Below are 25614 nucleotides of genomic sequence, written 5' to 3'. Positions count from 1 at the left end.
ATCAGATAAGCATTCAACCATACCTGAATTACTTTTCCGACATACCGTTCAGCCAGCCGTCTATTTTATTGTTTTATTGAATTCCAAATGGATTTAACGGACGGCTTCCATGATAGGAAATGATGCTTTTCGTTTCTGTATAAAGATCAAGTGTCTCAATGCAAAGTTCCCGGCCGAATCCTGACTGTTTATACCCTCCGAAAGGTGTTCCAGGAAATGCGGAGAATGGGCAATTCACCATGACGATTCCCGCTTCTATTTGATTGGCCACTCTAGTCGCACGCCCGCCATCTTTTGTCCAAAGGGCTGAACCTAAACCGAATTCCGTATCATTCGCGAGCCTCACAGCTTCTTTTTCATCTTTGAATTTCATTATGACAACGACCGGCCCGAATATTTCCTCTTTCACTACATCCATTTCATGATTGACATCCGCTATGACCGTCGGCTCATACCAATAACCGTTTTCGAAACCTTCAATGACCGCTGGCTTTCCTCCCGTCAGGATCTTCGCTCCATCAGTAATGGCAGATTGGACATAATTGTCGATGACATCCAATTGCCCTTGATCTATGACTGCACCGATGTGTGTTTCTTTGTCGAGCGGATTGCCCAATTTCAATTTTTTCGTCTTTTCTACGAATCTGGCAACGAACTCATCGTATATGTCTTCGTGAACGTATAAACGGGATCTAGCTTCGCAAGACTGCCCAGTATTATAGAAAATTCCATATAATGATCCATCGATGGCTGCTTCAAGGTCTGCATCTTCAAAAACAATATTAGGGGACTTGCCGCCAAGCTCCAATGTGACCCTTTTTAATGTCTGTGAAGCCTTGCCCATAAGATCTCTGCCGATTGGCGTAGAACCCGTGAAGGCCACCTTATTCACTTTCGGATGCTGAACAAGGTAATTCCCTACGTCCGATCCAGGACCTGGAATGATATTGACCACGCCTGAAGGAACACCTGCTTCTAAACAGATTTCCCCTAAAACAATGGCCGTCAGCGGCGTTAACGAGGCTGGCTTAACGATCACTGAACAGCCGACCGCGATTGCAGGTGCAATTTTCCACGCAGCCATCATCATAGGGTAATTCCATGGGATGATTTGGGCACAAACGCCTACTGGCTCTTTTTCCGTATAGTTATGGAATTGACCAGGCACATTATTCACAGATCCGCGGTGTGCAACTAACGCTCCTGCATAAAACTCGAAATCTTCAATTGCCTGCATGACTTGGCCTTGCGCTGCAGAAATGGATTTGCCGCTGTTCAGGACTTCCAATTCAACCAATTCATTAAAGCGTGAACGCATGATCGCTGCAATTTTGTTCAAAACACGAGACCGTTTGTTAATCGGAGTCCTCTTCCATTTCCCGTTATCAAATGCTTCACGTGCAGCTTGAACAGCCTTTTCTGCATCTTCCTTGGTCGCCTTTGCAACCTTGGCAATGATTTCACCAGTCGCAGGATTGTACGCATCAATCGTGGAACCATCCGAGCTTTCCACTCTTTCTCCATTAATGATCAGATGATAATAATCACGCTTCATTTCCGCTTTTTCAAATGCCGCCTCTTGTACTCTAACCATGTAATCCCACTCCCTTTTCTATATTACTTGCCTATGAATTGAGCTTTCCTTTTTTCAGTGAATGCTGTCACACCTTCTGCATAATCCTTCGTTAAGCCAGCAATGCGCTGACCCTCCGCTTCTTCTTTTAAGTATTCTTCCAATGAAAGATGATAGGACGCCTCTAAGTATCTTTTGATTAATCCGATTGCCTTCGTTGGTTTGTTTGCGATATTCTCTGCAAAGGCTTTCAATTGCTCGTTCCACTCATCCAAACCGATCACTTTTGTAGCGAGCCCGATATTTTTCGCCTCGCCAGCCGTAACCTTTTCGCCCAATAAAGATAATTCCAGGGCTTTCGCATGACCAACGATTCGCGAAAGGTAATACAGATTCCCCGAATCAGGAATCAATCCAATATTGACAAAAGCATTTAAAAAACTGGCTTTTTCAGAAACAAGCCGAAAATCGCACGCCAGCGCCAGGCTGAAGCCAGCACCTGCAGCCACCCCATTGACTCCTGCAATGATCGGTTTTTCACAGTTTGCTATTTGCTCCATCATCGGACCGTAATCCTCACGTAGCTTCTGGCCTAAATTCATGCCCTCATCAACATCCGATAAATCCTGCCCCGAACAAAATGCCCTGCCTTCCCCAGTAATGATAATGGCCCGGACTTCATCTGCCCCCGCGGATATTTTGATCGCTTTCTGTATTTCCTTATTCATTTGGGACGTAAAGGCATTTAGTTTATCAGGACGGTTCAAAGTAAGCCAAGCAACTCCATTTTCAACCCTAAATTTGATCGTTTCGTACATAGAGCACCCCTTATCCGCCTGTGAATTTTGGCTCCCTTTTTTCAACAAATGCTTTCATTCCTTCTTTTTGGTCCTCTGATGCGAAAAGGATATAGAAATTCTTCCGTTCAAATTGCATGCCCTCATTTAAGGGATAATCAACGGCCTTATTGATGGATTCTTTGATCAGCCTTACAGCTAACGGGGGTTGCTTTGCTATCTTTCTAGCAAAGTCAACCGATTCTTCCATTAACAATTCAGGTGCGACGATCTTATTAATGAAACCATATTGCAGGGCTGTCTTTGCCTTTATCCTTTCAGCCGTCAATATCCATTCAAGTGCCTTCGTCTTGCCTACCAATTTCGTCAACCTTTGGGTTCCTCCTGCACCAGGCATGACCCCTAGTGTCACTTCAGGAAAGGAAAACTGGGTATCGCTGGCGGCAATCAGGAAATCACAGGATAAAGCAAGTTCAAAACCGCCGCCGAATACAAAACTTTTCACCGCACCAATCACAGGCTTCTTGACTAGGCTTATTCGGTCCCAATCGGCAAATTGGTTCGTTAACTCCATACTGATTGGATCATCGTTCACCATCTCGTCAATATCAGCTCCAGCGGAAAATGCTTTTCCATTGCCCGATAGCAAAATAACCTTCACTTGCGGGTCCCGGTCGAATTCTTCCATGGTTGAAACTATTTCCCTAACCATTATCCTGTTAAGGGCATTAAGTTGCTTAGGCCGATTTAAAGAGATATAACCAATTCCATCCGAGATTGACGTTTCGATGAATTGAAGCGCATTCATTTTATTTCTTCACCGATCATCATCGTTACAAGTTTCCCGGCAAAGCCCATTAGGTCTTTCCCTGATGCTTTTCCTTCCGGGGAACGCATTCCTTGTTGCAATGCATCATGGTCTTCATAATACATTTCACAAAGAATGTAGTACTCAGAGTCTTTGCCCATTGGGGTCCCTACAATTTTAGTGACCTCCATTTTTTGAAGACCAGGAATTTTTTCCGTTATCGGACCATGTACATTGAAGTAGTGCTCATCGAATTCTTCCTTGTTTTCAGGTTGTTTATAAAGGGCGATTAGTTTTACCATTTTAGAAAACCTCCATTTTATTAGATTATTTTTATCATCGGTTTCATCGCTTCGAACGGATTTTTGCATGCCTTACAATATAAAATGCTGCGGCAGGCCGTTGGACCGAAGATATTTTCCATCGTGACATATGTCGATTCACAATATGGGCAATCCACATGCCATGATCCATCACTTTTCATTTGTCGAGGAGGAGGGGAGATTCCGAAAACCTTCAATCCAGCTTTCCCCTTTTCCGTAATTCGATCGGATGTCCAGGAAGGGGAACGTAAAAATTCCACACTTACATTTTTTACGGCAGGCAGCTGTTTAAGGGCTGTTTCCACATTTTTTTGAATGATCGACAATGCCGGGCACCCAAGAAAAGTTGGCAGCATTTTTACCGAAACGTCCTGGCCCGAAACCGTCACGTCTTGGACCATCCCTAAATCCAGAATACTTACTGTATCGATTTCGGGATCTTTAACGTCTTCCAGGAGCCTATATATTTCTTCTGTGTTTAACTGTACGGTCGCCATGGTACCCCTCCCCTTTCTATTGATTCACCATGAAGCTGCTTTATCGCTTGCGTATACTTCGCTTAACGTTTCTAGCGCCTTTTCCAAATCTTCCGTATGCTGGCCATTGCGGCCATCACCTCTTGCCATCCCTATTTGAATCGTTGCTGCCAAGCCGACACTTTCAAAAATTGGTGTGATGGCCTCGATCCACTTTTTCTGTAAAACAGCTTCGCCCTCTATCAAGCCGAGCTCCACCATTTCCTCCCCATATTGTCCAAGTGAAAATACGCCAGCAAAATCGGGCATTGTTTTACCAATCGCCGCTTTCATTCTCGAAACCGCTTCCAAGTGACCAGATCCCAGCAATTGGACGAACCAGGTTTTCCAGTGCATCAAATGATAGTAAAGTTCCATCTGTACCTTTTGTGCCACTTCAGCAAGCGGTTCATACGAACATGAATGAAGGGATTGAACCTTAATTGCTTTGGCTTGGGTATAAAAATAATTCCGCACTACCGCAAACGCCCAATCATAATCCGGGTCTTTCATATAGTGACCAGGACCATTGACCAATTCGAGAATGATCGCATTGCGCCGTTCCTTGGCGGGACGGTCATGAGCCAGCTTATCCGCATCCCCTTCACCGAGTTCATCAAGTAACTTATAATAAATGGCTGCATGCCCCATCGTGTCTTGGGATATCGAGGCGGATGCAACATCTTCTTCGATATGCGGTGCGAGTCCCAACCATTCTGCACCACGGTATGAATGGATGAAGTCATCGTCCGCCAGTTGAAGCAGCAATTCCTTGATTGCGATGTCCTTCAATGATTCATTCCTCATTTTTCACACCTCCAGCCCAAGACATTATCTCTTTTTCATCGAGCATTCCCTGCTCATACTTCCGCCATTTTTTCTTTAAATACCCGTACCCTTTTGTGGTCCTGTAGTCTTTATTATCGATACGTTGAAGCGTTTTCTTTTCCTCGGCCGTCATTTTCCGTATATTCCGTCTTTTCACGACCCAGATATCATCAACCGCTTCACGTCTCATGAAATTTTCTTGTGCCATCATGATGGCGATATCCTCATTCGGGGCGAGCAGGCTGAAGTGGTATTGAACGGGTGATGATTGCGTTTTACGGCTGAACACTTCAAATTCTTCAAAGTAATTTCCTTGTCTAGTTTCCATATCGTCCTTCCCCCTCCCTTAAATGACCTTTGGCGCCAATGCCTCGCGTACCCATTTATTTTTTTCGTAAGAATTTCTTCGAAGACTTAAGCGATCCTGCGAACGGGGACCTTCATTCCTTGCGAACACCTTCAATTTCCCCCAATCGGGTTGTTGGTAAATCCAGGTTTCAGACTCTTTGTCAAACCTAAGCGATTCATCTGGAATGCTGAAGCCAAGCGAAAGGATCCGCTTCACATATTTGGAAAAAAAAGCTTGTCGAAGTTCTTCATTCGTACTGGTTCTGATTTTGTACTTAATCGTTATATCCTGTTTGGATGTGCCCACTTCATTCTTACTGGGAGGTCCAAAGAAAAGTAATAAAGATTCCCACCAATAATTGATGGAGTCTTGAACCAATTTCCTTTGTTCTTCCGTCCCTTCAGCCAAAGCCATGATTATCGCTTCACCATGCTGCGCGTGAAAAACTTCTTCCGCACAAATCCTCTGTAATGCCCGGGCATAAGGGCCATATGAGGCACCAAGCATGTTCGTCTGGGAAATGATGGCTGCACCATCAACCAGCCAGCCAATCAATCCAGCATCGCCCCATGATTTGGCTTCCATATGGAAAACATTATGAAACTTTAAATCTCCTTTAAACAAATCTTGCATGAGGTCATCCCGTTTTTTACTGTAAGGCTTTAGCAAATCCTCGGCGACGCGAAGCAATAATTGCCCATGCCCCATTTCATCCTGCACCTTTGCCATGATTCCAAGTTTCCTATTTAAGGTCGGGGCTTTAGGTACCCATTCCTTTTCTGGAAGCGCCCCCATGATTTCACTGATTCCATGCATAGATATTAATTTGATTAAAGTGCCCCGGTATTCTTCCGGCATCCAATCATCCGCCTCTATCTTTTCTCCCGCTTCGATTCTGGCAATGAATTGATTTAGCTTTTCTTCCCCTGCCATATCATTTAAAAGAACGTTCATCCAAATCACCTCTTTTTTTAAATATAACGTTTATATAACGTTATTATATTTTACTGTTATACTTAATGCAAGACTATTCTGTCTTTTTTTAAATAAAAGGAAATTTTCTGGGTTTCTTTGAATCTTTTAATCCACTAAAACTTTAAAGGGCGAAGTTTCCACTTTGATAGAATCTGTCGGACAACCCTCCACCGCATCATCCAGATCATCAAAGAAACCTTCCGGGACCTCTGCAGTTCCTTCATTTTCATCCAGGATGACAAATGCCACTCCCTCATCATTGTAATCAAAGATTTCTGGTGCAGCCGCACCGCATGCAATGCAGGTTTCTTGATCCACAACTGTATATTTTGACAAGAGGCCCTCCTCCTTCTCCATTTCATGATTGGCTCCATCTTCTCTTCCATTAAGAGATAAACCCATATTTAAACACGATTGCATCCGCTTTATGTATGGCGTTTACTTGTTCGATTTCTTCAGCTCCACTTATTCCAATCGATACTTCAGCTGGAAAGAACTGAACGACAGAATCGTCCGGTTTCCACATCCATATTCATGAGCATGGAATTTACAAACGAATGACTTCATCCTTCCGCTTATCAACGACACGAATCGCTTTTCCTTCTGAACGGGGAATGCTTTTTGGGATGTTGACAACAATATCCATCGTGACAAGACATGCGGATTTCAAATGATGCTGAATCGTTTTCCTTAATATCTCTACATTCCCATGCGTTAAGTCTTCTTCAATCTCTTTGTAGAAACCGCTTTCAATTTCAATGTGCAGTTCAACACCATCCATATTCCCCTTCTTAACGAGATGAATCTGATAGTGCGCCACAATTCCCTCCATTTGGAATAACACACGCTCTATTTCAGATGGAAATACATTCACTCCCCTGACTATGATCATATCATCCGTTCTGCCCTTAACACGGGACATTCTAGTTGTCGTACGCCCGCATTTACACGGTTCATGTGTAATTGAGGCGATGTCCCCTGTACGGTAACGAATGATTGGGAGCGCTTCCTTTGTAAGGCTGGTGAATACAAGTTCCCCATCTTCGCCGTCCTCAACCGGTTCAAGCGTGTCCGGGTTAATGACCTCGACAAGAAAATGGTCTTCTGCGATATGCAGTCCATCCTGTGCTTCATGACATTCAATCGCCACTCCCGGCCCCATGATTTCACTCAATCCGTAAATATCGATGGCTTTCAATTTCAGTTTCCTCTCAAGTGTTGCCCTCATTGCCTCCGACCATGGCTCAGCTCCGAAAATTCCGTACTCAAGCCCATTATCAGCAGGATCAATTCCCATCTCTTCCATCTTTTCAGCGATATTCAAAATATAAGTAGGGGTTCCGCAAATGCCTCGCGGTTTAAAGTCATTGATGATCGTAATCTGCCTATCGGTATTCCCCCCTGAAATGGGTACTGTCGCAACCCCTAGCTTTTCTGCCCCACAATGCAAGCCCAGCCCCCCTGTAAACAGACCATATCCATATGCGTTATGGAAAATATCTGACTTGCGGCCTCCTGCAGCTACAATTCCACGTGCGACGATTGTTGCCCAGATTTCCAAATCATTTTTCGTATACCCGACAATTGTAGGCTTTCCGCTCGTTCCGGATGAACCATGAATGCGTGTTACATCCTCCATCGGAACGGCAAATAAACCGAATGGATACTGATCACGAAGCGTCTGTTTTTTTGTAAAGGGAAGCTTTATCACATCGTTTAGAGTTTGAATATCTTCTGGTTCCAGGCCCATCTCCCTAAACTTTTCTCTGTAATAAGGTACATTTTCATAAACATGGCTAATCGTTTTTTTAAGGCGTGCCATTTGTAAACTTTCCATTTCAGCACGCGAAGCCGTTTCAACTTCCGGATTGTACATTTTTTCAGTCCCCCTCAATTTTACTATTGTCCCACCGACATTCATAACAGTAATAAAACGGAGAATAAATTATTGTTATGATTTAGTTCAAGATTAATACGTCATTTCTACGTTGTCAATCATGTTTTTATAATTCAGCTAAAATGACTGAATAGACAAAATACCAATTTACTAAATTTTCAGACTATGTTAATTTTAACAATGATATATCATTTTATCAAACACTCGTTTTAAAAACGTACTATATTAAAAGGGGGGATTACTATGGAATCACAGGCTAAAAACTGGGCATTCACCATCAGGACATGACAGAGAAAATAAGTATCGTAAATTAATTGAAACGGAAGAATTCAAGGAACTAATCCAAAGGAAAAAGCTTTCATGTACCTGTCACTCTCCTCTTTCTTGCTTTTTATTTTGTTCTGCCAATTTTAGCTGCTTATAGCGAAGTGCTGAAAGGCGAAGCCTTCTTCTATATTACTTGGGCTTGGGTATACGCACTCCTCCTGCCGTCGTATGGATAAAAAAAGCAGCGAAGTACGACAAGATGGCAAAAAAAATCTTGAATAAATATGAGAAGGAGCTTGGCGAATGAGCCTTTTATCCCTCACGCTTTTTTTGGGCATCATCTTGTTAACGCTTACTATAACCTATTACTCTTCTAAGAAGACGAAAAATACCAGTGATTTTTATATGGCCGGCGGCGGATTGACAGCATGGCAGAATGGATTAGCCGTGGCAGGTGATTTTATGTCAGCCGCATCTTTCCTCGGAATTACGGGGGCAATCGCACTGATTGGTTTTGATGGCTTTTACATGAGCATCGGGAACCTTGTTGCCTTTCTTGTCTTATTGTATCTAGTGTCGGAACCACTACGCAATCTAGGTAAGTTTACGCTGGCAGATATGATTTCAGCACGCTTCAAATCAAAAAAAGTGCGAGGGATAGCTGCGGCTAACACACTTGTCATTTCAATCTTTTACATGATTGCCCAACTTGTCGGTGCAGGAGGATTAATTAAACTCTTGCTCGGCATCGATTATTGGCTATCCGTTCTGCTTGTCGGTGTACTGATGACGATTTATGTGATTTTCGGAGGGATGACAGCGACAAGCTGGGTGCAGATCACCAAAGCAGTGCTCTTGCTAGGCGGTTCTAGCGTGTTGACGTTCATCGTATTTTCGCGTTTTAATTTCAACATTTCAGAAATGTTTCATCATGTCCAAACTGCAACACCGCTCGGAAAGGATTTTTTGGATCCAGGAAATAAATACACCGATGGACTCGACATGATTTCATTCAATATGTCGCTTGTCCTTGGAGCAGCCGGCCTTCCGCATTTACTCGTCCGCTTCTTTACAGTAAAGGACGCAGCTACTGCAAGGAAATCCGTCGTATATTCCACATGGTTTATAGGGGTATTTTTCATCATGACGATTTTCCTTGGTTTCGGGGCTGCATCTTTCGTCGGGTTTGAGCGGATCGTCGATGCAAACCCAGCTGGAAACATGGCCGCTCCACTACTTGCATTAACCATAGGCGGTGAATTTTTATTCGCATTCGTTTCTGCTGTAGCATTTGCCACGATTTTACTGGTTGTATCAGGCCTTGTTTTAACGTCGGCATCCGCTTTTGCACATGATATATATGGTGAAATCATCAAGGATGGAAATATTACGGGAGTACAGCAAGTACTCGTCGCCCGATTGGCTTCTGTCGGCGTAGCGGTCATTTCGATTCTACTTGCTTTATTCGCACAATCAATGAATGTCGCTTTTCTTTCAGTCCTCGCGCTTGGGATTGCTGCCAGTGCCAATTTACCGATCATCCTTTGCACAATATATTGGAAACGCTTCAACTCTACCGGAGCGATCACAGGAATGTCATTCGGTTTACTCAGCTCCATCATACTGGTCATGCTTAGCCCCAATGTATGGAATCCGGAACCTGGAATGGGGATTTTCACGGGCGATCCCCTCTTCACGATGAGCAACCCGACCATTTTCACCGTGCCGCTCGGCTTTATTGGAGCTTATTTAGGCACAATCTTGTCAAAGGCAAAAGATGAGGAAAACAGGTTTGCTGAAGTACTGTTCAAATCAAACACTGGATATGGGATAAATTCAGCAAAAGACCATTAATAAGGGGGATTTCGATGACCGCACATTTAGATAAGGATATTCACGAATTGCATTACGATCAAATCAAACAAGTACTGGTCGACGAACCATATGCTTCTTTTCTAGGGATGAGATTGACGAAACTCGGTCCCGGCACAGCGGAAGCAGAATTGATTCCAAGTGACCACATGCTAAATAGCCACGGAACGGTTCATGGTGCCATTATCTTTTCACTTGCTGATTACGTGTTCGCAGCAGCCAGCAATTCATATGGCAAAGTAGCGGTTGGCGTTTCAAACAACATCAATTTCTTATCAGCTGGCAAACGGGGTGAGACTTTAACTGCCAGAGCGGAAGAGATCAAGAAAAACCATAAACTGGCCTGGTATAAAATAGACGTGTTAAATGAAAGGGAATTGATTGCAACCATGGAAGCGATGGTATTCAGGAAAAATCAATATTTCGTCGACCAAGTTGAATAAGTAACGTTTGAAAGCGGACATGCAACCCATTTGTCCGGTTTCGTTTCCCTTGATTTGCCAAGGATACGTACGCATAGAAAAAAAAGGGGGATTCCCGATTGGAATCCCCCTCCCCTATTTTATAACCCTTCTTTTAGTTATTGACCGTAATACTGTTACCTATCACGATTAACGACTCGCCGCACTCCCGTTCACTTACCCCATCCGTCTGATAAGCGATTTTCTCTCTTTGCCTTCCCGATGATCATGGCCGGATTTGCTGAAATCCACATGGACATCCATTATTCAAAGAGACCCTTGTGATGCTACCATTTTCTCCTTCTTTCCTACATATACATCAAGCGCAGCCTGCAAAGCCTCTCCCCGATTAACTTGAAACCCCTGGCGCAATAGGACAGCTTCCAAGGAGGCCAATACAAACAGGATGTTTTCTTTCCTGCAACTGAATCCCATGGTCCCGATTCTCCAGATTTTCCCGTGAAGCGGACCAAATGAGGAAGCGATTTCGATGCCAAATTCATTCAACAGCATGTCTCTTACAGCTTCACCATCGATTCCTTTTGGAATTTCAATGCAAGTTACACACGGAAGTTTGTTTTTCCCATCCCCGAATAACATTAGTCCCATTGCCTTGATCCCTTCAACGAGAGCAGCTTCGTGGAGTTCATGACGAGCAAAGCGAGTTTCCAGACCTTCTTCGAGCACAAGGCGCAATCCTTCACGTAACGCATAAATCATGGAAGTTGCTTCTGTATGATGATTCAAACGACGCGGTCCCCAATAATCCTGCAGCATGCTTAAATCGAAATAGTTACTGGCGATCGGACGGCTGAGCGAAACCTGTTGGTTGTCTTCATCTGTGGCAATACCACGTTCCACCTTTTTGCGGGACTGGATGATTTCTTCTATTCGCTCATTATACGTAATCGGTGCCATACCGGAAGGAACGGACAAGCATTTTTGTGTCCCTCCTATCAATCCATCAATACACCATTCATCCACCTTAACATCGGTGCCCCCGATGGAGGCAACCGCATCCACAACAAGCAGGACACCCAATTCACGGCAGGCCCGCCCGATTTCCTTCAAAGGCTGCATACAACCAGTGGAGGTTTCCCCATGCACGATTGCTGTTATTTTTGGGGAGACTTTCTTGATTTCCGCAATGACTGCTTGCGGTTCGAACACTTCTCCCCAAGGACATTCCATCGTATGGACTTCAGCTCCGTATCGCTCACAGATTTCCACCAATAAATGACCGAACCTTCCGAATATAGGAACCAGGACCTTATCCCCCGGCTCAATGATGCTGCATAGAATCGCTTCATTACCGGATCTTGAGGTGCCATCTATCGGGAACGCCCATTTATTTTTCGTTTGAAAAACCAAACGCAGCATTTCCATCACTTCATTCATGATAGTGGTGAATGCAGGATCGAATTGCCCTAATATCGGTGTGCTCATCGCCCTTAAAACACGCGGGTCAACTTCGACCGGTCCTGGTGTCATGATCGTTCTCATCGGTGCATTCAATTCTGTATATGCCATTTTTACCAACTCCTTCAATAGGCTATTTTATAAAATATTTCATTCAAAAATCCGATTCCCTGATCCATATCCATCGCAACAGGTTTGAATCCATCCATTGTGAAATCCCAGCTTTATTTCCGCTTTCTTTGCCAGGGAATCGAGAGCCGGTAAGTGTCCTTACAAAACCTTTCAAAAACCTCTTCCTCACCGATGCCATTCAGAACATTGAATTCCGAAGCCAGACGACAGCATCCTTCCTTTATGAATGGGAGTGGTGCCCGCATGATCACTCTTACCAATGATTTTCACCGTATAAAGGCGGTGACGCCCCATCCTTGTCCGTTTCCATATGGGAACTGGTCAGATTGATTCCACCGGAGGGACGCCCTAAAGCATACACTATCAAAATATGTAGTAAGTTTTTTCCCATCCTCAGCTTTCATTGCCTGCTGAGCGCTCATCCTTTCCTTGGAATATAATATCCGGGTCACTCCATTACTCTCTGTTGCCCCGAAAAATGCTAACCCTTCTATCAGCGAACGTAACATCATCCTTTTCATCTATTAATTTTTCGTTATGATTGCCCATCATATCGCTTCCCTTCGCATTAGCCTTTGATGTCATGAACATTCACAAAATTTATGTCATCTATTATTTTACTTGCTTTCGCATTTAACTTCATTGACAATTCTGTTAGTATTTCGATGCTTTTTTGTGCAAAATAACCAACTGAAAGACAACCAATAATGTGTATATATACAGATTTCTATGATCAAAAGAGCTTTTGTTATAGGCAGCTCCTCATCATATTGACTGGTATTTTTGATAAATTAAGATACTAGTTCTACTTATTCCGGCCAAATTAACTTTTGATGGACTGCGAACCTAAAAAGATGATGTCTAATCTTGTTACATCTAATTCACATATGTTTTATTTGCTTTTTCTTTTTATAAAGAATTAGACCAAAATGGGGAACAAGTAATCGTAATCACTTGTTCCCCCATTTTATCGATTAATCACTTATTTTAATCCGAAGCCCCGTATGAATCACTGGTAGAAGTTAAGATATGGCACTATGCTAAACATTGCATCCTGGTTGGTCTGATGCCCCAGAATTCACTTAATGTTTACACTTATTTTTCTTCGCTTCAATGCGTCGTCGATGCAGGATAGGCTCAGTATACCCACTTGGTTGGTTATAGCCTTGAAACACTAGGTCGCATGCCGCTTGAAACGCCACTGAGCTGTCGTAATTATCCGCGATACATTGATAGGCTGAATCTCCACGGTTTTGTTCATCCACTACTTTAGCCATTCGTTGTAAAGTTTCCAAAACCTGTCCTTTTGTACAAATTCCGTGGTGAAGCCAGTTAGCGATATGCTGACTCGAAATTCTTAGTGTGGCACGCTCTTCCATCAACCCTACATTGTTGATATCTGGTACTTTGGAACAACCAATTCCTTGTTCTACCCAACGTACAACATAACCGAGGATACCTTGGGCATTGTTATCCAGCTCTTGCTGAATTTCTTCCGGACTCCATTCGGGGTTTTGAGCCACCGGGATTTCCAAAATATCATCACGTAAATTTACTGGATTCTTTTTCAACTCATCTTGCACCTTTTTTACATCCACTTGATGATAATGAAGAGCATGCAATGTCGCTGCAGTCGGTGAAGGCACCCATGCTGTATTCGCCCCCGCTTTCAGATGGCCAATCTTTTGCGTTAGCATTTCCGCCATCATGTCAGGTATTGCCCACATTCCCTTACCAATTTGAGCTCGACCTTGAAAACCGGTTGCCAGACCTACATTGACATTCGATTTTTCATAACCTTGTAGCCATTTTGATCCTTTCATGTTATTTTTGAGGATCATAGGTCCAGCTTCCATAGAAGTATGAATTTCGTCTCCCGTTCGATCTAAGAACCCTGTATTAATAAATGCCACCCTTTCTTTAACTTGGCGGATACAAGCTTTCAAGTTCAATGAAGTTCGACGTTCTTCGTCCATAACACCAATTTTCAGTGTATTTCGCTGTAGACCAATCATGTCTTCCACACGATCAAAGAGCTCATTGGCAAAAGCCACCTCTTCGGATCCATGCATTTTTGGCTTAACGATATAAACTGATCCTTTAGATGAATTTTGATATTTACCATTCCCCAACAAGGAATGTTTGGCAAGTAAACTAGTCATGACCGTATCCATAATCCCTTCAGGAATCTCCTCACCATTTGCATCCAGGACTGCGTTTGTGGTCATTAAATGTCCCACGTTACGGACAAACATAAGTGAACGACCAGGTAAAGAGAATTCTTCTCCATTTGGTGCCCTGTATAAACGATCCGGGTTCATTGTACGTGTCATCATTTTATTATCCTTTTTGAAGGTTACAGCCAGATCCCCCCTCATAAGACCTAACCAATTTCGATAGACCAGGACTTTATCATCAGCATCCACTGCTGCAACAGAATCCTCACAATCCATAATTGTCGTAAGAGTAGATTCCATTAGAATGTCCTTAACGCCTGCTTTATCTTTTTTACCGATCGGGTGACTTCTATCAATCTGAATTTCAAAATGCAACCCATTATTTTTTAATAATATCGCCGATGGATTTCCGTATTCACCTTGATTGCCAACTAGCTTAGATTCCTCTACTAAACTCGTAATTTCTCCATTTCTGAGTGTAACAGCTAATTTTCCATCTACTACTGTATATTTCACGGCGTCTTTATGTGAATGATCCTTTAAAGGAGTTACTTGATCAAGAAAATCCTTTGCAAATGAAATGACTTCTCCACCGCGTACTTCATTGTAGCTCCCTTCTCGGTAGGCTCCTTCTTTTTCGCTAATAACATCTGTACCATATAGGGCATTATAAAGGCTTCCCCACCTTGCATTTGAAGCGTTAATAGCATAACGAGCATTATCAACCGGGACAACTAGCTGCGGACCGGCTTGGAAGGCAATTTCATCATCTACCCCTTCTGTGGTAATATGAAAGTCTTCTCCTTCAGGTTCGAGATAGCCAATTTCTTGTAAAAATGTTTTATATTCAGCAAAGTCCATCTCTTTATTTTCCCTGTGCCATGTATTGATATTGGTTTGAATTTCATCACGACGAGCTAATAATTTTTTGTTTTTTGGAGACATGTCATGTACCAATTTTTCAAAATCAACCCAAAATTGTTCCTGATTCAGTCCGCTTCCAGGCAGCCCATCTTTATTGATAAATTCAAAAAGTACCGAAGCCACTTGAAGATTACCTACTTTCACATATTCTCCCATGATGTATTCCTCCTCTAAAAATTAGTTTGACTCCCGGCATACGCCGAGATAATTTTCTTAAACCAGGTGATCTCTCCTCCCTTTGAACGGGTTCAATACTTAGTTTGTTTTCGATTTCAAGTTCTCAAATTTATTGTTTTGTTTTCTTATAATCAATTTCAAGTTTATCGTTAGAGATGTCAAATATAGTCAGTATGGTATGAACACCTTTTTTTCTTCACTCGCAAAATGAAAGCCCATTTTTTAAAAAATAATCACTTTGTGTTTCCATTTCCAGGTAGATAGATCGGTTACTGCCCGACCTCCAACTTATTCATTAATTTATTCCAATTAATGAATTTCTCCAAAAAGATCGATATAATGACACCCATAATGAGACCATTTGTAATGAAAGGCTGCAAGAGGACAGGTATACTGCCGAATAATGCTGGCGGGATGTTCATAATGCTAACTCCAACTAGGACCGGCCCTGCTAAACGGAGTATCGTTTCAGAGTTGAATAACGTTCCTTTCAGACTGTTTAATGCGGTCCCGAACAATTGAAGGTATGCGACAAATAAAACAGCGTTACCTATTGTTAATGGTATTGTTCCTAAGAATCTCCCTAATGGAGGAATAACTCCAAGGAGAGTAAACAAAAATCCGCTTATAATGAATGGCTTTCGTTTGAATAACTTGGTACTTTGTAAAAAACCAATCGTAGATGTAAATGGTGTAAAAGGGACCAAGCCAAAAATCGAAGTGATAAACGCAAAAATACCTGTTACAAAAATAGATCTCCTGTATTGACTATGTTCCACCTTTTCCTTGTAAACATCTGCAACAGCTTGAATAGAAGCGAAAGAATTCGTTAAATTCAGAAGGACAGCAAAAAAGGAAACAAAAATAATACCAATATTCAAGTTTGGAGTTCCAAGGGGAAAGAAAGTGAATGCCATACCTGAAGAGCTAGCCGTCGGAAGATCTGAAGGGAAAATAATTCGATATAATGACCACCCTACGATAATTCCGATCAGGATTGAGAAATTGCCTAGTATTTTCCCTCCTTTAATCCTTAAAAAGCCGACGAAGATGACAATCAAGATTGAAAACAAACTGACAGGAAGATCAATTGTTCCACTTTCGGTTATTTTAAACATACCTTTGAAGAAAATAAAGATGAGCTGAAAGGTCAGTAAAAATATATAAACACTTATCACCATCGGCTTAATTACTTTTTGTATGATATAAATCAGGTTAAATGCCGCAAGCAGTACGGTTACAGCTCCAGCCAGCAAAATACCTGTTGCAATACCTCCCCCTACGGTTTCAAAATCCAATCCGAGTGCAGATGCAGAGATGCCCATATTTATCATCAGACCCCACATTAGCCCTGAATGGCTGTCCAATAATGGATAACGATGCCCAACCCATGCCTGCAGAATACAGGATATTCCGGTAAAGATAAAGGAGCACCTTATCGTCATTTCAATCGTTTCTGTAGGAAGCTGGAATGCTGCTCCTACAGAAATTGGTACGACAACCGTATTGGCAAAAATAAAAAAAAGCCACTGTAAAGAGGAGAATAATGTTACAGTAACTCCTTGCTGTTTCATCTTAATCATCACCATTTCCGATTTCTGGATTTTTATAAAATCTGTTTGCTAGTTTTTAAGGAAGCCAATCGTAGAAATTACAAAACAATAAAAATATAAGCGAAGCGCTGTCTTCACTACAATCGCTTCGCCTTAATCACTTTTTTGTTTTTTAAAAGAAGAAACTTAAATTATTTTGTAATGTTTAATAAACTTAGCATTTTTTTAATATCTTGTTATATCCATAGGCAATGCCCCTGCAGCAAAGCCTACAAACATGAATCGGCTGTTTCCTGTATTACGCATTCCATGAATTTGATTAGGCTTGGCCAATACTACCATTCCTTTTCTGATCGTGATCTCATTCTCTAGGTCAGGGAAGTATGTTCCTTCCCCCTCAATGCAGACCCAAATATCATCAACATTCGAATGGGAATGTAAATATACTTCCTGCTCAGGTTCAAGACACCAAACTGCCCCAACAGTTTTATCCGTTTCATAGAAATAATTTTTTTGTGGTGCATTAGAATCGAATTTTGCTATTTTATCGATTTCAAAAACTCTTTCCTCTATTATCGACTTTTTGTTCATAATTACATTCTGGTCCATACCTCAGCACCTCTTTTATATTTAATGGTTTTGAATTACACTTACCGGATCTCCCTAAAATACAATTCTGCCCGCATTAAATCTCTTGAAGTTGTCATCTACTCACTTCTTCTATATGATGTGACCTTTTACAAGGATGCATCACGATTACAATCTTTAGAGTAAACATATGTTAAACTTTCTCTGCCTACCGCATAGGCTGCTTGATGTACATATGGACCCATAAAAATGTAATCTCCTTTCTTTACAGGAACCCACTGATTATCCAGATTATACATCCCTTCTCCCGAGAGTAAGTAGGCTCCATGTTCTTGCACATGTGTTTCGATGAATGGATGAGATGCAGCAGGATCAAAGGAAAGAATATGAAAATTCATATCAAAATCTATATCAGCAGGCAAAAGATCCTTAAGATGGACATTATGCATATCATCATAAATCCTGAATTCGATGTTGTTCGCATGGTTTGAATGAACCCATGGCCTCCGTCCTTCAAGCGGACGATACTTTTGCTTATATAGGAAAAGTTTAGAATCTCCATCCGATTGGTTTTCTAAATACATCTTTGTTCCTGGCGGACAATATAAATAACCGCTTTCATCGAGGACAAACTCTTGTTCACCTGCAGCAGCTTTTATTTTCCCTTCAATAACATAGACAAATGTCTCAACATCTTCTTGTCCACCAAACCCCTCGCTGTTCTTTCCATCCTTTTGCATTGTCACAATGTAATCGACAAAGCTTGCTCCAAGCTTTGGAGAACCCAAAATGGAAATGATACAATTCTCAAATCCCGGAATAACATTATTAACCAATCCTTCAGGTGCAATTAACGCATATTTACCGTGCTCAATTATTGATCTGCTTGCTAATAAATCTTTAGGATAACCCATCTTTTAATCTCTCCTTTTAATCGTATTTTATTTGAAATATGTGACTCATGGTGTGCCCATTTCCCGCTATAAATCAACTTATAATTGTAGCTTCTTTTCATATATTATTAGCTTGTGTTAGAAACAATTAAGTCCCTTATATAAATATTAACCGCTTTCATTTAATTAGTCTTTATGTCTAATTGATAAAAACGTTTTATATTTTTGTTCATTATAGATAAAAAGATTTTCTCCAGTCCTTTATGCTTAACAATCCTAGATTTTAATTTTTTCCACAGTGGTAATGCTTCCATTTTCAAAAACAATATCCCCATTGACAATCGTTGTTGTTACTTGCCCTTTGAATGTCCTGCCAACATAAGGCGACTGCTGATGGCGGTAGAACAAATCTTCCTTTTTCAGCTCGAAGCTTTTGTTCAGATTAACTATCGCCAGATCAGCGTCGCTATCAACGGCTATTATCCCTTTATGGGGATAAAGGCCAAATAACTTAGCTGGATTCGTTGATGTTAATTCAACAATTTTCCCCAGAGGAAGATTACGGTTGAAATGCCCCTCTGTCAACATAATATTGAGCGTAGATTGGGCACCGGAAATCCCGCCCCAGGCACTGAAAAAGTCATCATTTATTACTTCTTTCATAGAGGCAGGTGCTGGTGAATGGTCGGATGCTATTACGTCAATTTCACCGTTTGCTACAGCTTCCCATAATTGTTCTACTTCTTCATCATCACGCAGTGGAGGGCAGCATTTTGCCAACCCGCCTTTTTCCTCTAAGTCTTTTAATGTCAAAGATAAATAATGAGGGCATGTTTCTACCGTAATATCCAGGCCTCTTTGTTTTGCCTGATTGATGACTTCCACTACTTTGCGGCTGCTCGCATGAACAATATGCAGTTTACACCCTGTAGCTTCTGCATATGAAATTATTCTTCTTACCGCTTCAATTTCGGAAATTATCGGTCTTGATTCGACGAAGTCCTTTGCAGTCGTCTTTTTTTGTCTTTGTTTTTCTTGTGCAAGCTGATCACAAATCACTGTACTTTCAGCATGAACGGCTAAAAGTGAACCAACAGAGGCAATTTCTCTCATCCCTTTAAAAATCGTACTATCATCGACATGATTGAAATCGACAATTCCGCTCGGTGACATAAAAGCTTTAAATCCAATTACTCCATTTTCATCAAGTTCCTTAATATTCTCAATATTTTCCGGTATAAGTCCACCCCAAAAGCGGCAATTGACTACCGACTTTTCTTCGGAGCAAGCTCTCTTTAATGCCAAATATTCTTTATTGATTGTTGGTGGTGTACTGTTCAATGGCATATCAAAATAGGTTGTCACCCCACCTGCCGCTAAACTTCTGCTACCAGTTTGAACACCTTCCCACTCAGTTCTGCCTGGCTCGTTGAAATGAACATGAGTATCAATTAATCCTGGGAGGATGTGCTGCCCCTCAGCATTAATTTCTCTTGTTGCTAAAGCATCAATATTTTTGCCAATAGTCACTTCTTTAATTTTCCCTTCCTTAATTGCAATATCTCCTTGAACAATCGAATCAAACATTACAAGATTTCCATTTCTAATGATTAAATCATATGTAGCCATAGGTTCATTCCTTTCTGTGGGAAATCAAATTTTATAAAAACTTTTAAGGAGAATCCTCTTTTACAAGTTGCATAATGAAGAAACGAACATCTTGCTTTCTACAACTGAAATCGTATATATTCCGAATTAAATACAACTATTACTTTCTGAACATCGTTTTGAGATTTAGTAGATTCCGCTAAAACTTCTATCAAGCAATTTTGGAATGAAACTTACAATCCATTTTCCCAACTTAATCGCATCCACCTTTATGAAGACAGGAAGCGAGATGCGCAGCCTTGGCTGTTATCTGGTTTTGTACGGCACCCTCACCAAGGCCGTCAACACCGATCATTTTTTTAAATATTCGGACTCTTTTCCTGACTATTTCACGTTTCCATCAATTAAGCCCCTTTAACCACATCCTCTCGTTTCTGTTGCGCTTTTTAAACAAGGTTCTTTCGTAAAGATTGTTGTTTTTAAAACGAAACTATTTTAGGTTGATTGGAGCGGAAGTGCGAGACTCCTGCGGGAGCAGCGGGACAGGTGAGACCCCACAGGCGTTTACGCCGAGGAGGCTCACCGCCCGCCCCGCGGAAAGCGAGCACCTGGAGGGGAAATCAACCACACTGCACTACTTCGTAAATAGCAACAAAGTATGCGGCGAACAGCCTTAAGCAAAAACAATATAGATGAACGAATGCGAGCATCGTACCTGAGAAAAATGATAGAGAACTGGCGGATTGTATACGCTTCAAAATATAAATATAGTTTCTAAATATAATAAAAACTTGGGATTTATGGAATGTAAAAAAAATTTTGAAAACAGTTTCATTAACCTTCAATCCTCTATACAATTGATTATAAGCGGATTCATTCACAAAATCATTATGCGATGTAAACAATTTCCATTTAAATTTTTGTCCAAATTTAACAAGATTCGTTTGCTTCCCTTTCTAGTAATAAAAACTGACAAAATGTAGAATTAGAAGGTGTATGATGAAAAAGGTAGAAGATTTATTTATCGTTGATGTGTTTCAAGAAGCCAAAATTATTGCTGGACATGCCGGACTTAAAAGGAAAGTAGAATCAATTGAGATTTCAGAAACACCAGATGCCATCAATTTTTTAGCTAAGAACTCCCTATTATTGACAACAGGATACGCTTTTAAAAACGACCCCCATGCATTATGCAATCTCATTTCCCAAATTAATGAACTTCCATGTGCAGGGATTGCCATTAAACTTAAAAGATTCATTGATGAGATCCCGCAGGATGTAATCGAATTGGCCGATTCATTAGAATTTCCAATTATTCAAATTCCAGAGACATTAACATTAGGTGCGGTTGCTCATCAATTATTAAGCTTTATATGGGATAACCAAATTGAAGAGTTATTCTATGCGATGCATATTCACAAGGAATTTACCAATATGATGATAAAAGGCTACAGTCTGAATTCTTTAATTGAAAATCTTGGCTCCCTATTAAAATGTCCTGTTCTCCTACTTGATCCTATTGGTGATGTGACATCCTTTTCTCATCATTTTCGTACAGGAAATATGAAAATCGTTATGAAAAATGTTCAAGAACAAATTAAACGTGATATAGAAACATACCTAGAGAAAAACCAGCTTACTATCGACATCCAAAATACGGACATTTCTATAAAAATGTTTCGGGTGAAAACAATGCGTCCCTATCCCTATTTTCTATTAATTCTTCACCCTGATAAGCTTTCATACCCATCTTCACAATTAGCTATAGAACAAGCATCAACAGTCATTTCATTCACGCTGCTTAAAAACGAGGCTATTAGAGAAAACAGTCGTTTGTTAGAAAATAACTTTTTTGCTTCCCTTGTTGATGGAAAGATTTCTAACAAACAAGAAATTATTCATAGGGGAAAACAGCATGGCTTAATCGACAATATGAAATATGTATGCATTGTATGTAAGATTGATGATGATAAACAAAACGCTTTACAAAAAAGTGCAGACATAATGAATAGATTATACGACTATTTATATAAATTTTTACATAAATCATTTTTAAAAATAGATACTAACAACATCGTTTTTATGAAAGATGGATATTTTGTTATTTTGATGCAAGCTCCTCTGAATATTAATGATTCGATTAAAAGCATAATAGAAGAAAGGCTGAAGGAGTTCCAGAATGAGGCTTATTCAAATCTAAAAATTTCGTTGTCGTTTGGAGTTGGTAACTTTTCTAATGACCTTACCTATATCCACCTTACATACGAAGAGGCAGTGGAAGCATGGACAAATGGGGCTGAACTGTTTCAAAATAAATTTATCAACTTTTACGAGACCAAGCAATTAATCGAACTGATTCGGTTAATTCCCGAAAAAGATTTAAAAAAATTTTATGAAAATACTTTACGTTCTTTATCCTACCCGAAAAATAAAGATGAAAAAGACTTAGTTAATACCTTATTGGTATATTTGGATAATAATTGTGAACTTGCTATTACATCCAGGAAACTGTTTGTTCACCGTAATACCGTTAAATACCGAATTGCCAAATGTGAGGACATGTTGAATTATTCAGTTCATGATGCAAAAAACTCACTTCATTTACGGATAGCTTTACTCATGAGTTCAATTTTCAGGGGTAATAGTGATTAATAAGTTATTGTAATCACTACTAAAGCAGATATTGACTGAAGGTAAACTGCTCCACGCAGACAGAGATCAATATAAAGAGTAAATCTCGACTTTATTTTCTGGAAGTGTCTTGGATTATGGAGGAATCCAGGAATTTCAGTGGCTTTTTTAAATTACATTGGATCATTGTCGATACGCATGACTGTTTCATCGAATGAAGGATCTTTGTCCTATAATTGAAATGTATTCATTTTGAAAAAACTCGTGTTCCGATACAGTCGGATCACGAGTTTTTTTGTAAGTTCTCTTTTAGTTGATAGCTAAAACTTATAAGTTCCTCAATATTGTTTTGTGGCTATCTTAATCACTGTAGAGTAAAGGACTCTAGCTCCTGCACCCATATCTTCTACAGTCACGAATTCATCTGGGTGATGACTAAGACCATCTTTACAACGAACGAAAATCATTGCAACATTCGTTACCTCCGCCATAGCCATTGCATCGTGACCAGCACCGCTTACAAGACTGATAGGACTGCCATCCAATTCGCTAATGGACTCCTCGATTACTTTAATCAATTGTTCATCACAGTATACAGGATCGGCTTCCATGACCTGTTCAAAATGAATTTGGAGTCCTCTAGCTTTTGCTACTCTTTCACCTTCAGTTAATATGGCATCAATGGCTTTTTTCTTACGATCCACATTTAAATCACGGATATCCAGCGTTCCTGTTACAAGGCCAGGTATTACATTACTAGCACCCGGACTTACAGTAAGTTTTCCGATGGTCGCCACTAATGGTTCATTTTGGATAGCGATGTTCTCAATGTAGGAAATGAGATCACTAGCTCCTAAAAGCGCATCTTGTCTAAGGGCAACAGGAACTGTCCCTGCATGTCCAGGTTTCCCGATAATTTCAAAATAAAATCTTGTAGCACCAGCAATCCCACGAACTATGCCGACAGGTTCATTCTCCTTCTCAAGCACAGGCCCCTGTTCGATATGAAGTTCCAAATAAGCGAGAAGTTCTTCTGGAGTACGACTAGCGTCTTTATAAGCATATGGGTCAGCAATACCAATTCCTTTTAACGCTTCAGCAATTGTTATTCCTTGTTCATCTGCTCTTTCTAAATCTTCAGCAGTAAAAGTTCCTGCAATCGCTTTACTACCAAGGAAAGTTGAGTGAAACCTTACTCCTTCCTCATCACAAAAACCTACCACTTCGATTGGATTGCATAATATAATGCCATTATCCTTAAGAGTTTGAACAACTTCTATTCCAGTTATAACTCCTAGAATCCCATCATATTTACCTGCTTCAATCACGCTATCTAAATGTGAACCAATCATTAAAACTGGAGCTGTAGGATCTTTCCCTTCATAACGTCCGATTATATTATTAAGAGCATCTTTTCTTACCGTCATCCCAGCTGCTTTCATCCACTCTTCAACTAGACTTTCTGCTTTTAAACTTTCCACTGTGAAAGGTAGTCTAGTGACACCAACAGTTGTGGATGAACAAGCAGCAAGTTCTTCGGTTCTAGTGTTGATTCTTATAGCATCAACATCCTTCTGAAGTTTAACCAATCGATCACTTCCCTGCCAATTTAATCTCTAAGTAAAAATTTTGTTATTTAAATCCAGTTACTTAATATGCAAAGTCATATTAACACTTTATTTAGTCTTTGCTCAATAGGAATTCTACATGATAAGCTAATTAAAAGTTAGATTAAACGGTGACAAGCAAAAGCACTTGTCACCGTTTAATACATATCGTACATATATATAGGCTAACTAACTAAACGCCCTTTTTTTGAATGTAATAATGACCATGCATCAACGAGAGTACGTTTTGACTGTGCAATTACAATATCAGATGATTCTGTACCGACAGGTTTTACTTCAAAAGCGACTATATTCTTTATACCTTCACCGATGTAACCAATTTCTAATAGAGATCGTAAATACTCCGCTAATTCAGGAACATCAACTTCACTTCCTGGATATCCGAAACGCGGATGCTGATCGCCGTAAGCAGGATCAGAAGCATCTTTAATATAGCAATTTCCGATATGGGCATGGTTAATATAATCACGAGCTAACGTTAATGCATCATGAGACGTTTCACGCTGCATTGGTAAATGACTTAAATCAAGCATTAAACCGAAAGTGGGATCTACTTTACGAACTTCTTTTGCAACTTCAACAGCAAGTTTATTCGAACCGATTAAACATTTCTTATCAGTCTCATCATCAAATGTTTCAAGTGAGAGTACTAAATCACCTTTAGATTTTGCATAATCGCATAATTCTTTGATAGAATTCGTTAGTAATTGTAAGGCAACATCTTGTTGAGTATCTGGTTTAGCCCCACTTAAGAAACCAAGTTTAGCAGCATTTACTTCGTAAGCCTGGTCAATTCCGCCTTTTACTAAATCGATAGCCCTTCTACGCTCAGCTTCATCAAAAGAATTAAGGTTACCTTTGTTTCTTAATAGAATCGGTTGTGCACCAAATCCTACATTCATTCCACCGGATTGTAAAATTTGAGCAGCCTCTTTACGTTCTTCAGGATTGTTAATAGATGTAATTTCAATTCCAGAGAAAAAATCATCTTGTACAATTTTCTTAATTGTTTCAACAGCTGGGCCATCTCCACCCATTGTTTCCGGATAAGCCATGAAGTGAACAATTCCGACTTTCATAGAATTATGAAGATTTGCTGACATTGTTTCGCCGATTTTTCGGCTTCCCTCCTTTAATGAACCCATTATTTAAGTACAGTCAAGACTGCTTTTCATTACTAATATATTTTTTGAAGCAATAGGTTATATCCCATTGCTTC

The 25614-nt window shown here is 40.5% G+C and carries 22 protein-coding genes and 1 pseudogene; 4 read left to right on the top strand and 19 right to left on the bottom strand.

All coding sequences use genetic code 11. The annotated features are described in order from the left end of the window. Positions 1-73 precede the first annotated feature (73 nt). The 11 genes from ACJ9PY_RS05230 to ACJ9PY_RS05180 all read right to left on the bottom strand — a co-directional run bounded on the left by ACJ9PY_RS05230 (position 74) and on the right by ACJ9PY_RS05180 (position 8044). Positions 74-1594 carry an aldehyde dehydrogenase family protein gene (locus ACJ9PY_RS05230; protein WP_369315889.1) on the bottom strand — a complete coding sequence of 507 codons (1521 nt, stop codon included), beginning with the start codon at positions 1592-1594 and terminating at the stop codon, positions 74-76. A gap of 23 nt (positions 1595-1617) precedes the next feature. After that, complete coding sequence (locus ACJ9PY_RS05225; protein WP_411739607.1) at positions 1618-2391, bottom strand: enoyl-CoA hydratase-related protein; 774 nt, start codon at positions 2389-2391, stop codon at positions 1618-1620. Positions 2392-2401: 10 nt separating this feature from the next. Beyond that, entirely contained in the window at positions 2402-3178 is a 777-nt protein-coding gene (locus tag ACJ9PY_RS05220; protein WP_034314902.1) for an enoyl-CoA hydratase/isomerase family protein, read from the bottom strand. Next, positions 3175-3480 (bottom strand): EthD family reductase, encoded by a 306-nt coding sequence (locus ACJ9PY_RS05215; protein WP_034314904.1) that lies wholly within the window; start codon positions 3478-3480, stop codon positions 3175-3177. Before ACJ9PY_RS05215 ends, ACJ9PY_RS05220 begins: the two co-directional genes overlap by 4 nt. 20 nt (positions 3481-3500) lie before the next feature. After that, a complete protein-coding gene (gene paaD, locus ACJ9PY_RS05210; protein ID WP_057275714.1) occupies positions 3501-3998 on the bottom strand; it encodes a 1,2-phenylacetyl-CoA epoxidase subunit PaaD in 498 nt (165 codons plus the stop codon). Positions 3999-4022: 24 nt separating this feature from the next. Beyond that, entirely contained in the window at positions 4023-4823 is an 801-nt protein-coding gene (paaC, locus tag ACJ9PY_RS05205) for a 1,2-phenylacetyl-CoA epoxidase subunit PaaC (RefSeq protein WP_057275713.1), read from the bottom strand. Further along, a complete protein-coding gene (gene paaB, locus ACJ9PY_RS05200; protein ID WP_034314912.1) occupies positions 4813-5172 on the bottom strand; it encodes a 1,2-phenylacetyl-CoA epoxidase subunit PaaB in 360 nt (119 codons plus the stop codon). The genes paaC and paaB overlap by 11 nt, the downstream gene beginning before the upstream one ends. An 18-nt stretch (positions 5173-5190) precedes the next feature. Continuing rightward, complete coding sequence (paaA, locus tag ACJ9PY_RS05195; RefSeq protein WP_063577181.1) at positions 5191-6147, bottom strand: 1,2-phenylacetyl-CoA epoxidase subunit PaaA; 957 nt, start codon at positions 6145-6147, stop codon at positions 5191-5193. Between the two features lie 126 nt (positions 6148-6273). After that, a complete protein-coding gene (locus ACJ9PY_RS05190; protein ID WP_098865933.1) occupies positions 6274-6504 on the bottom strand; it encodes a ferredoxin in 231 nt (76 codons plus the stop codon). 49 nt (positions 6505-6553) lie between these two features. Beyond that, positions 6554-6694, bottom strand: a complete 141-nt coding sequence (locus ACJ9PY_RS05185; RefSeq protein ID WP_156404294.1) for a hypothetical protein — start codon at positions 6692-6694, stop codon at positions 6554-6556. Positions 6695-6715: 21 nt separating this feature from the next. After that, positions 6716-8044: a phenylacetate--CoA ligase family protein gene (locus ACJ9PY_RS05180; protein WP_411739606.1), complete on the bottom strand. Its 1329-nt coding sequence runs from the start codon at positions 8042-8044 to the stop codon at positions 6716-6718. A 377-nt stretch (positions 8045-8421) separates the two neighbouring features. Here ACJ9PY_RS05180 and ACJ9PY_RS05175 point away from each other — a divergent pair. The 3 genes and pseudogenes from ACJ9PY_RS05175 to ACJ9PY_RS05165 form a co-directional block, all read left to right on the top strand. Continuing rightward, positions 8422-8568: pseudogene (locus ACJ9PY_RS05175) on the top strand (hypothetical protein); the annotation flags it as partial. 67 nt (positions 8569-8635) lie between these two features. Continuing rightward, entirely contained in the window at positions 8636-10186 is a 1551-nt protein-coding gene (locus ACJ9PY_RS05170) for a cation acetate symporter (RefSeq protein WP_411739605.1), read from the top strand. 14 nt (positions 10187-10200) lie between these two features. Further along, positions 10201-10647: a PaaI family thioesterase gene (locus ACJ9PY_RS05165; protein WP_063577184.1), complete on the top strand. Its 447-nt coding sequence runs from the start codon at positions 10201-10203 to the stop codon at positions 10645-10647. Positions 10648-10932: 285 nt separating this feature from the next. On the opposite strand, the gene ACJ9PY_RS05160 is transcribed toward ACJ9PY_RS05165, so the two are convergent. The 6 genes from ACJ9PY_RS05160 to ACJ9PY_RS05135 form a co-directional block, all read right to left on the bottom strand. Beyond that, entirely contained in the window at positions 10933-12195 is a 1263-nt protein-coding gene (locus ACJ9PY_RS05160) for a pyridoxal-phosphate-dependent aminotransferase family protein (protein ID WP_187050548.1), read from the bottom strand. 1103 nt (positions 12196-13298) lie between these two features. Next, complete coding sequence (locus tag ACJ9PY_RS05155) at positions 13299-15473, bottom strand: malate synthase G (protein WP_411739604.1); 2175 nt, start codon at positions 15471-15473, stop codon at positions 13299-13301. Positions 15474-15763: 290 nt separating this feature from the next. Beyond that, positions 15764-17068, bottom strand: coding sequence for a uracil/xanthine transporter (locus ACJ9PY_RS05150; protein ID WP_268564644.1), 1305 nt, complete (start codon positions 17066-17068; stop codon positions 15764-15766). A gap of 204 nt (positions 17069-17272) precedes the next feature. Next, on the bottom strand, positions 17273-17656 hold the full coding sequence (locus tag ACJ9PY_RS05145; protein ID WP_250161024.1) for a cupin domain-containing protein: 384 nt from the start codon (positions 17654-17656) through the stop codon (positions 17273-17275). Between the two features lie 128 nt (positions 17657-17784). After that, entirely contained in the window at positions 17785-18549 is a 765-nt protein-coding gene (gene allE / locus ACJ9PY_RS05140; RefSeq protein WP_063577190.1) for a (S)-ureidoglycine aminohydrolase, read from the bottom strand. 255 nt (positions 18550-18804) lie between these two features. Further along, complete coding sequence (locus ACJ9PY_RS05135) at positions 18805-20157, bottom strand: allantoinase (protein WP_057275703.1); 1353 nt, start codon at positions 20155-20157, stop codon at positions 18805-18807. A gap of 978 nt (positions 20158-21135) precedes the next feature. Here ACJ9PY_RS05135 and ACJ9PY_RS05130 point away from each other — a divergent pair. Continuing rightward, complete coding sequence (locus tag ACJ9PY_RS05130) at positions 21136-22788, top strand: PucR family transcriptional regulator (RefSeq protein ID WP_411739603.1); 1653 nt, start codon at positions 21136-21138, stop codon at positions 22786-22788. A 317-nt stretch (positions 22789-23105) separates the two neighbouring features. Here the strand turns inward: ACJ9PY_RS05130 and ACJ9PY_RS05125 are convergent, their stop codons facing one another. Both ACJ9PY_RS05125 and ACJ9PY_RS05120 read right to left on the bottom strand, forming a co-directional pair. Beyond that, positions 23106-24356, bottom strand: a complete 1251-nt coding sequence (locus ACJ9PY_RS05125; protein WP_278089405.1) for an allantoate amidohydrolase — start codon at positions 24354-24356, stop codon at positions 23106-23108. A 203-nt stretch (positions 24357-24559) separates the two neighbouring features. Further along, on the bottom strand, positions 24560-25498 hold the full coding sequence (locus ACJ9PY_RS05120; protein ID WP_034314946.1) for a sugar phosphate isomerase/epimerase family protein: 939 nt from the start codon (positions 25496-25498) through the stop codon (positions 24560-24562). Between the last annotated feature and the right edge of the window lie 116 nt (positions 25499-25614).

Source organism: Peribacillus sp. S4 (assembly GCF_046715815.1).
GTDB lineage: Bacteria > Bacillota > Bacilli > Bacillales > DSM-1321 > Peribacillus > Peribacillus frigoritolerans.
The sequence above is the reverse complement of the archived record's forward strand: the minus strand, read 5'-3'. Positions and strand labels throughout refer to the sequence as shown.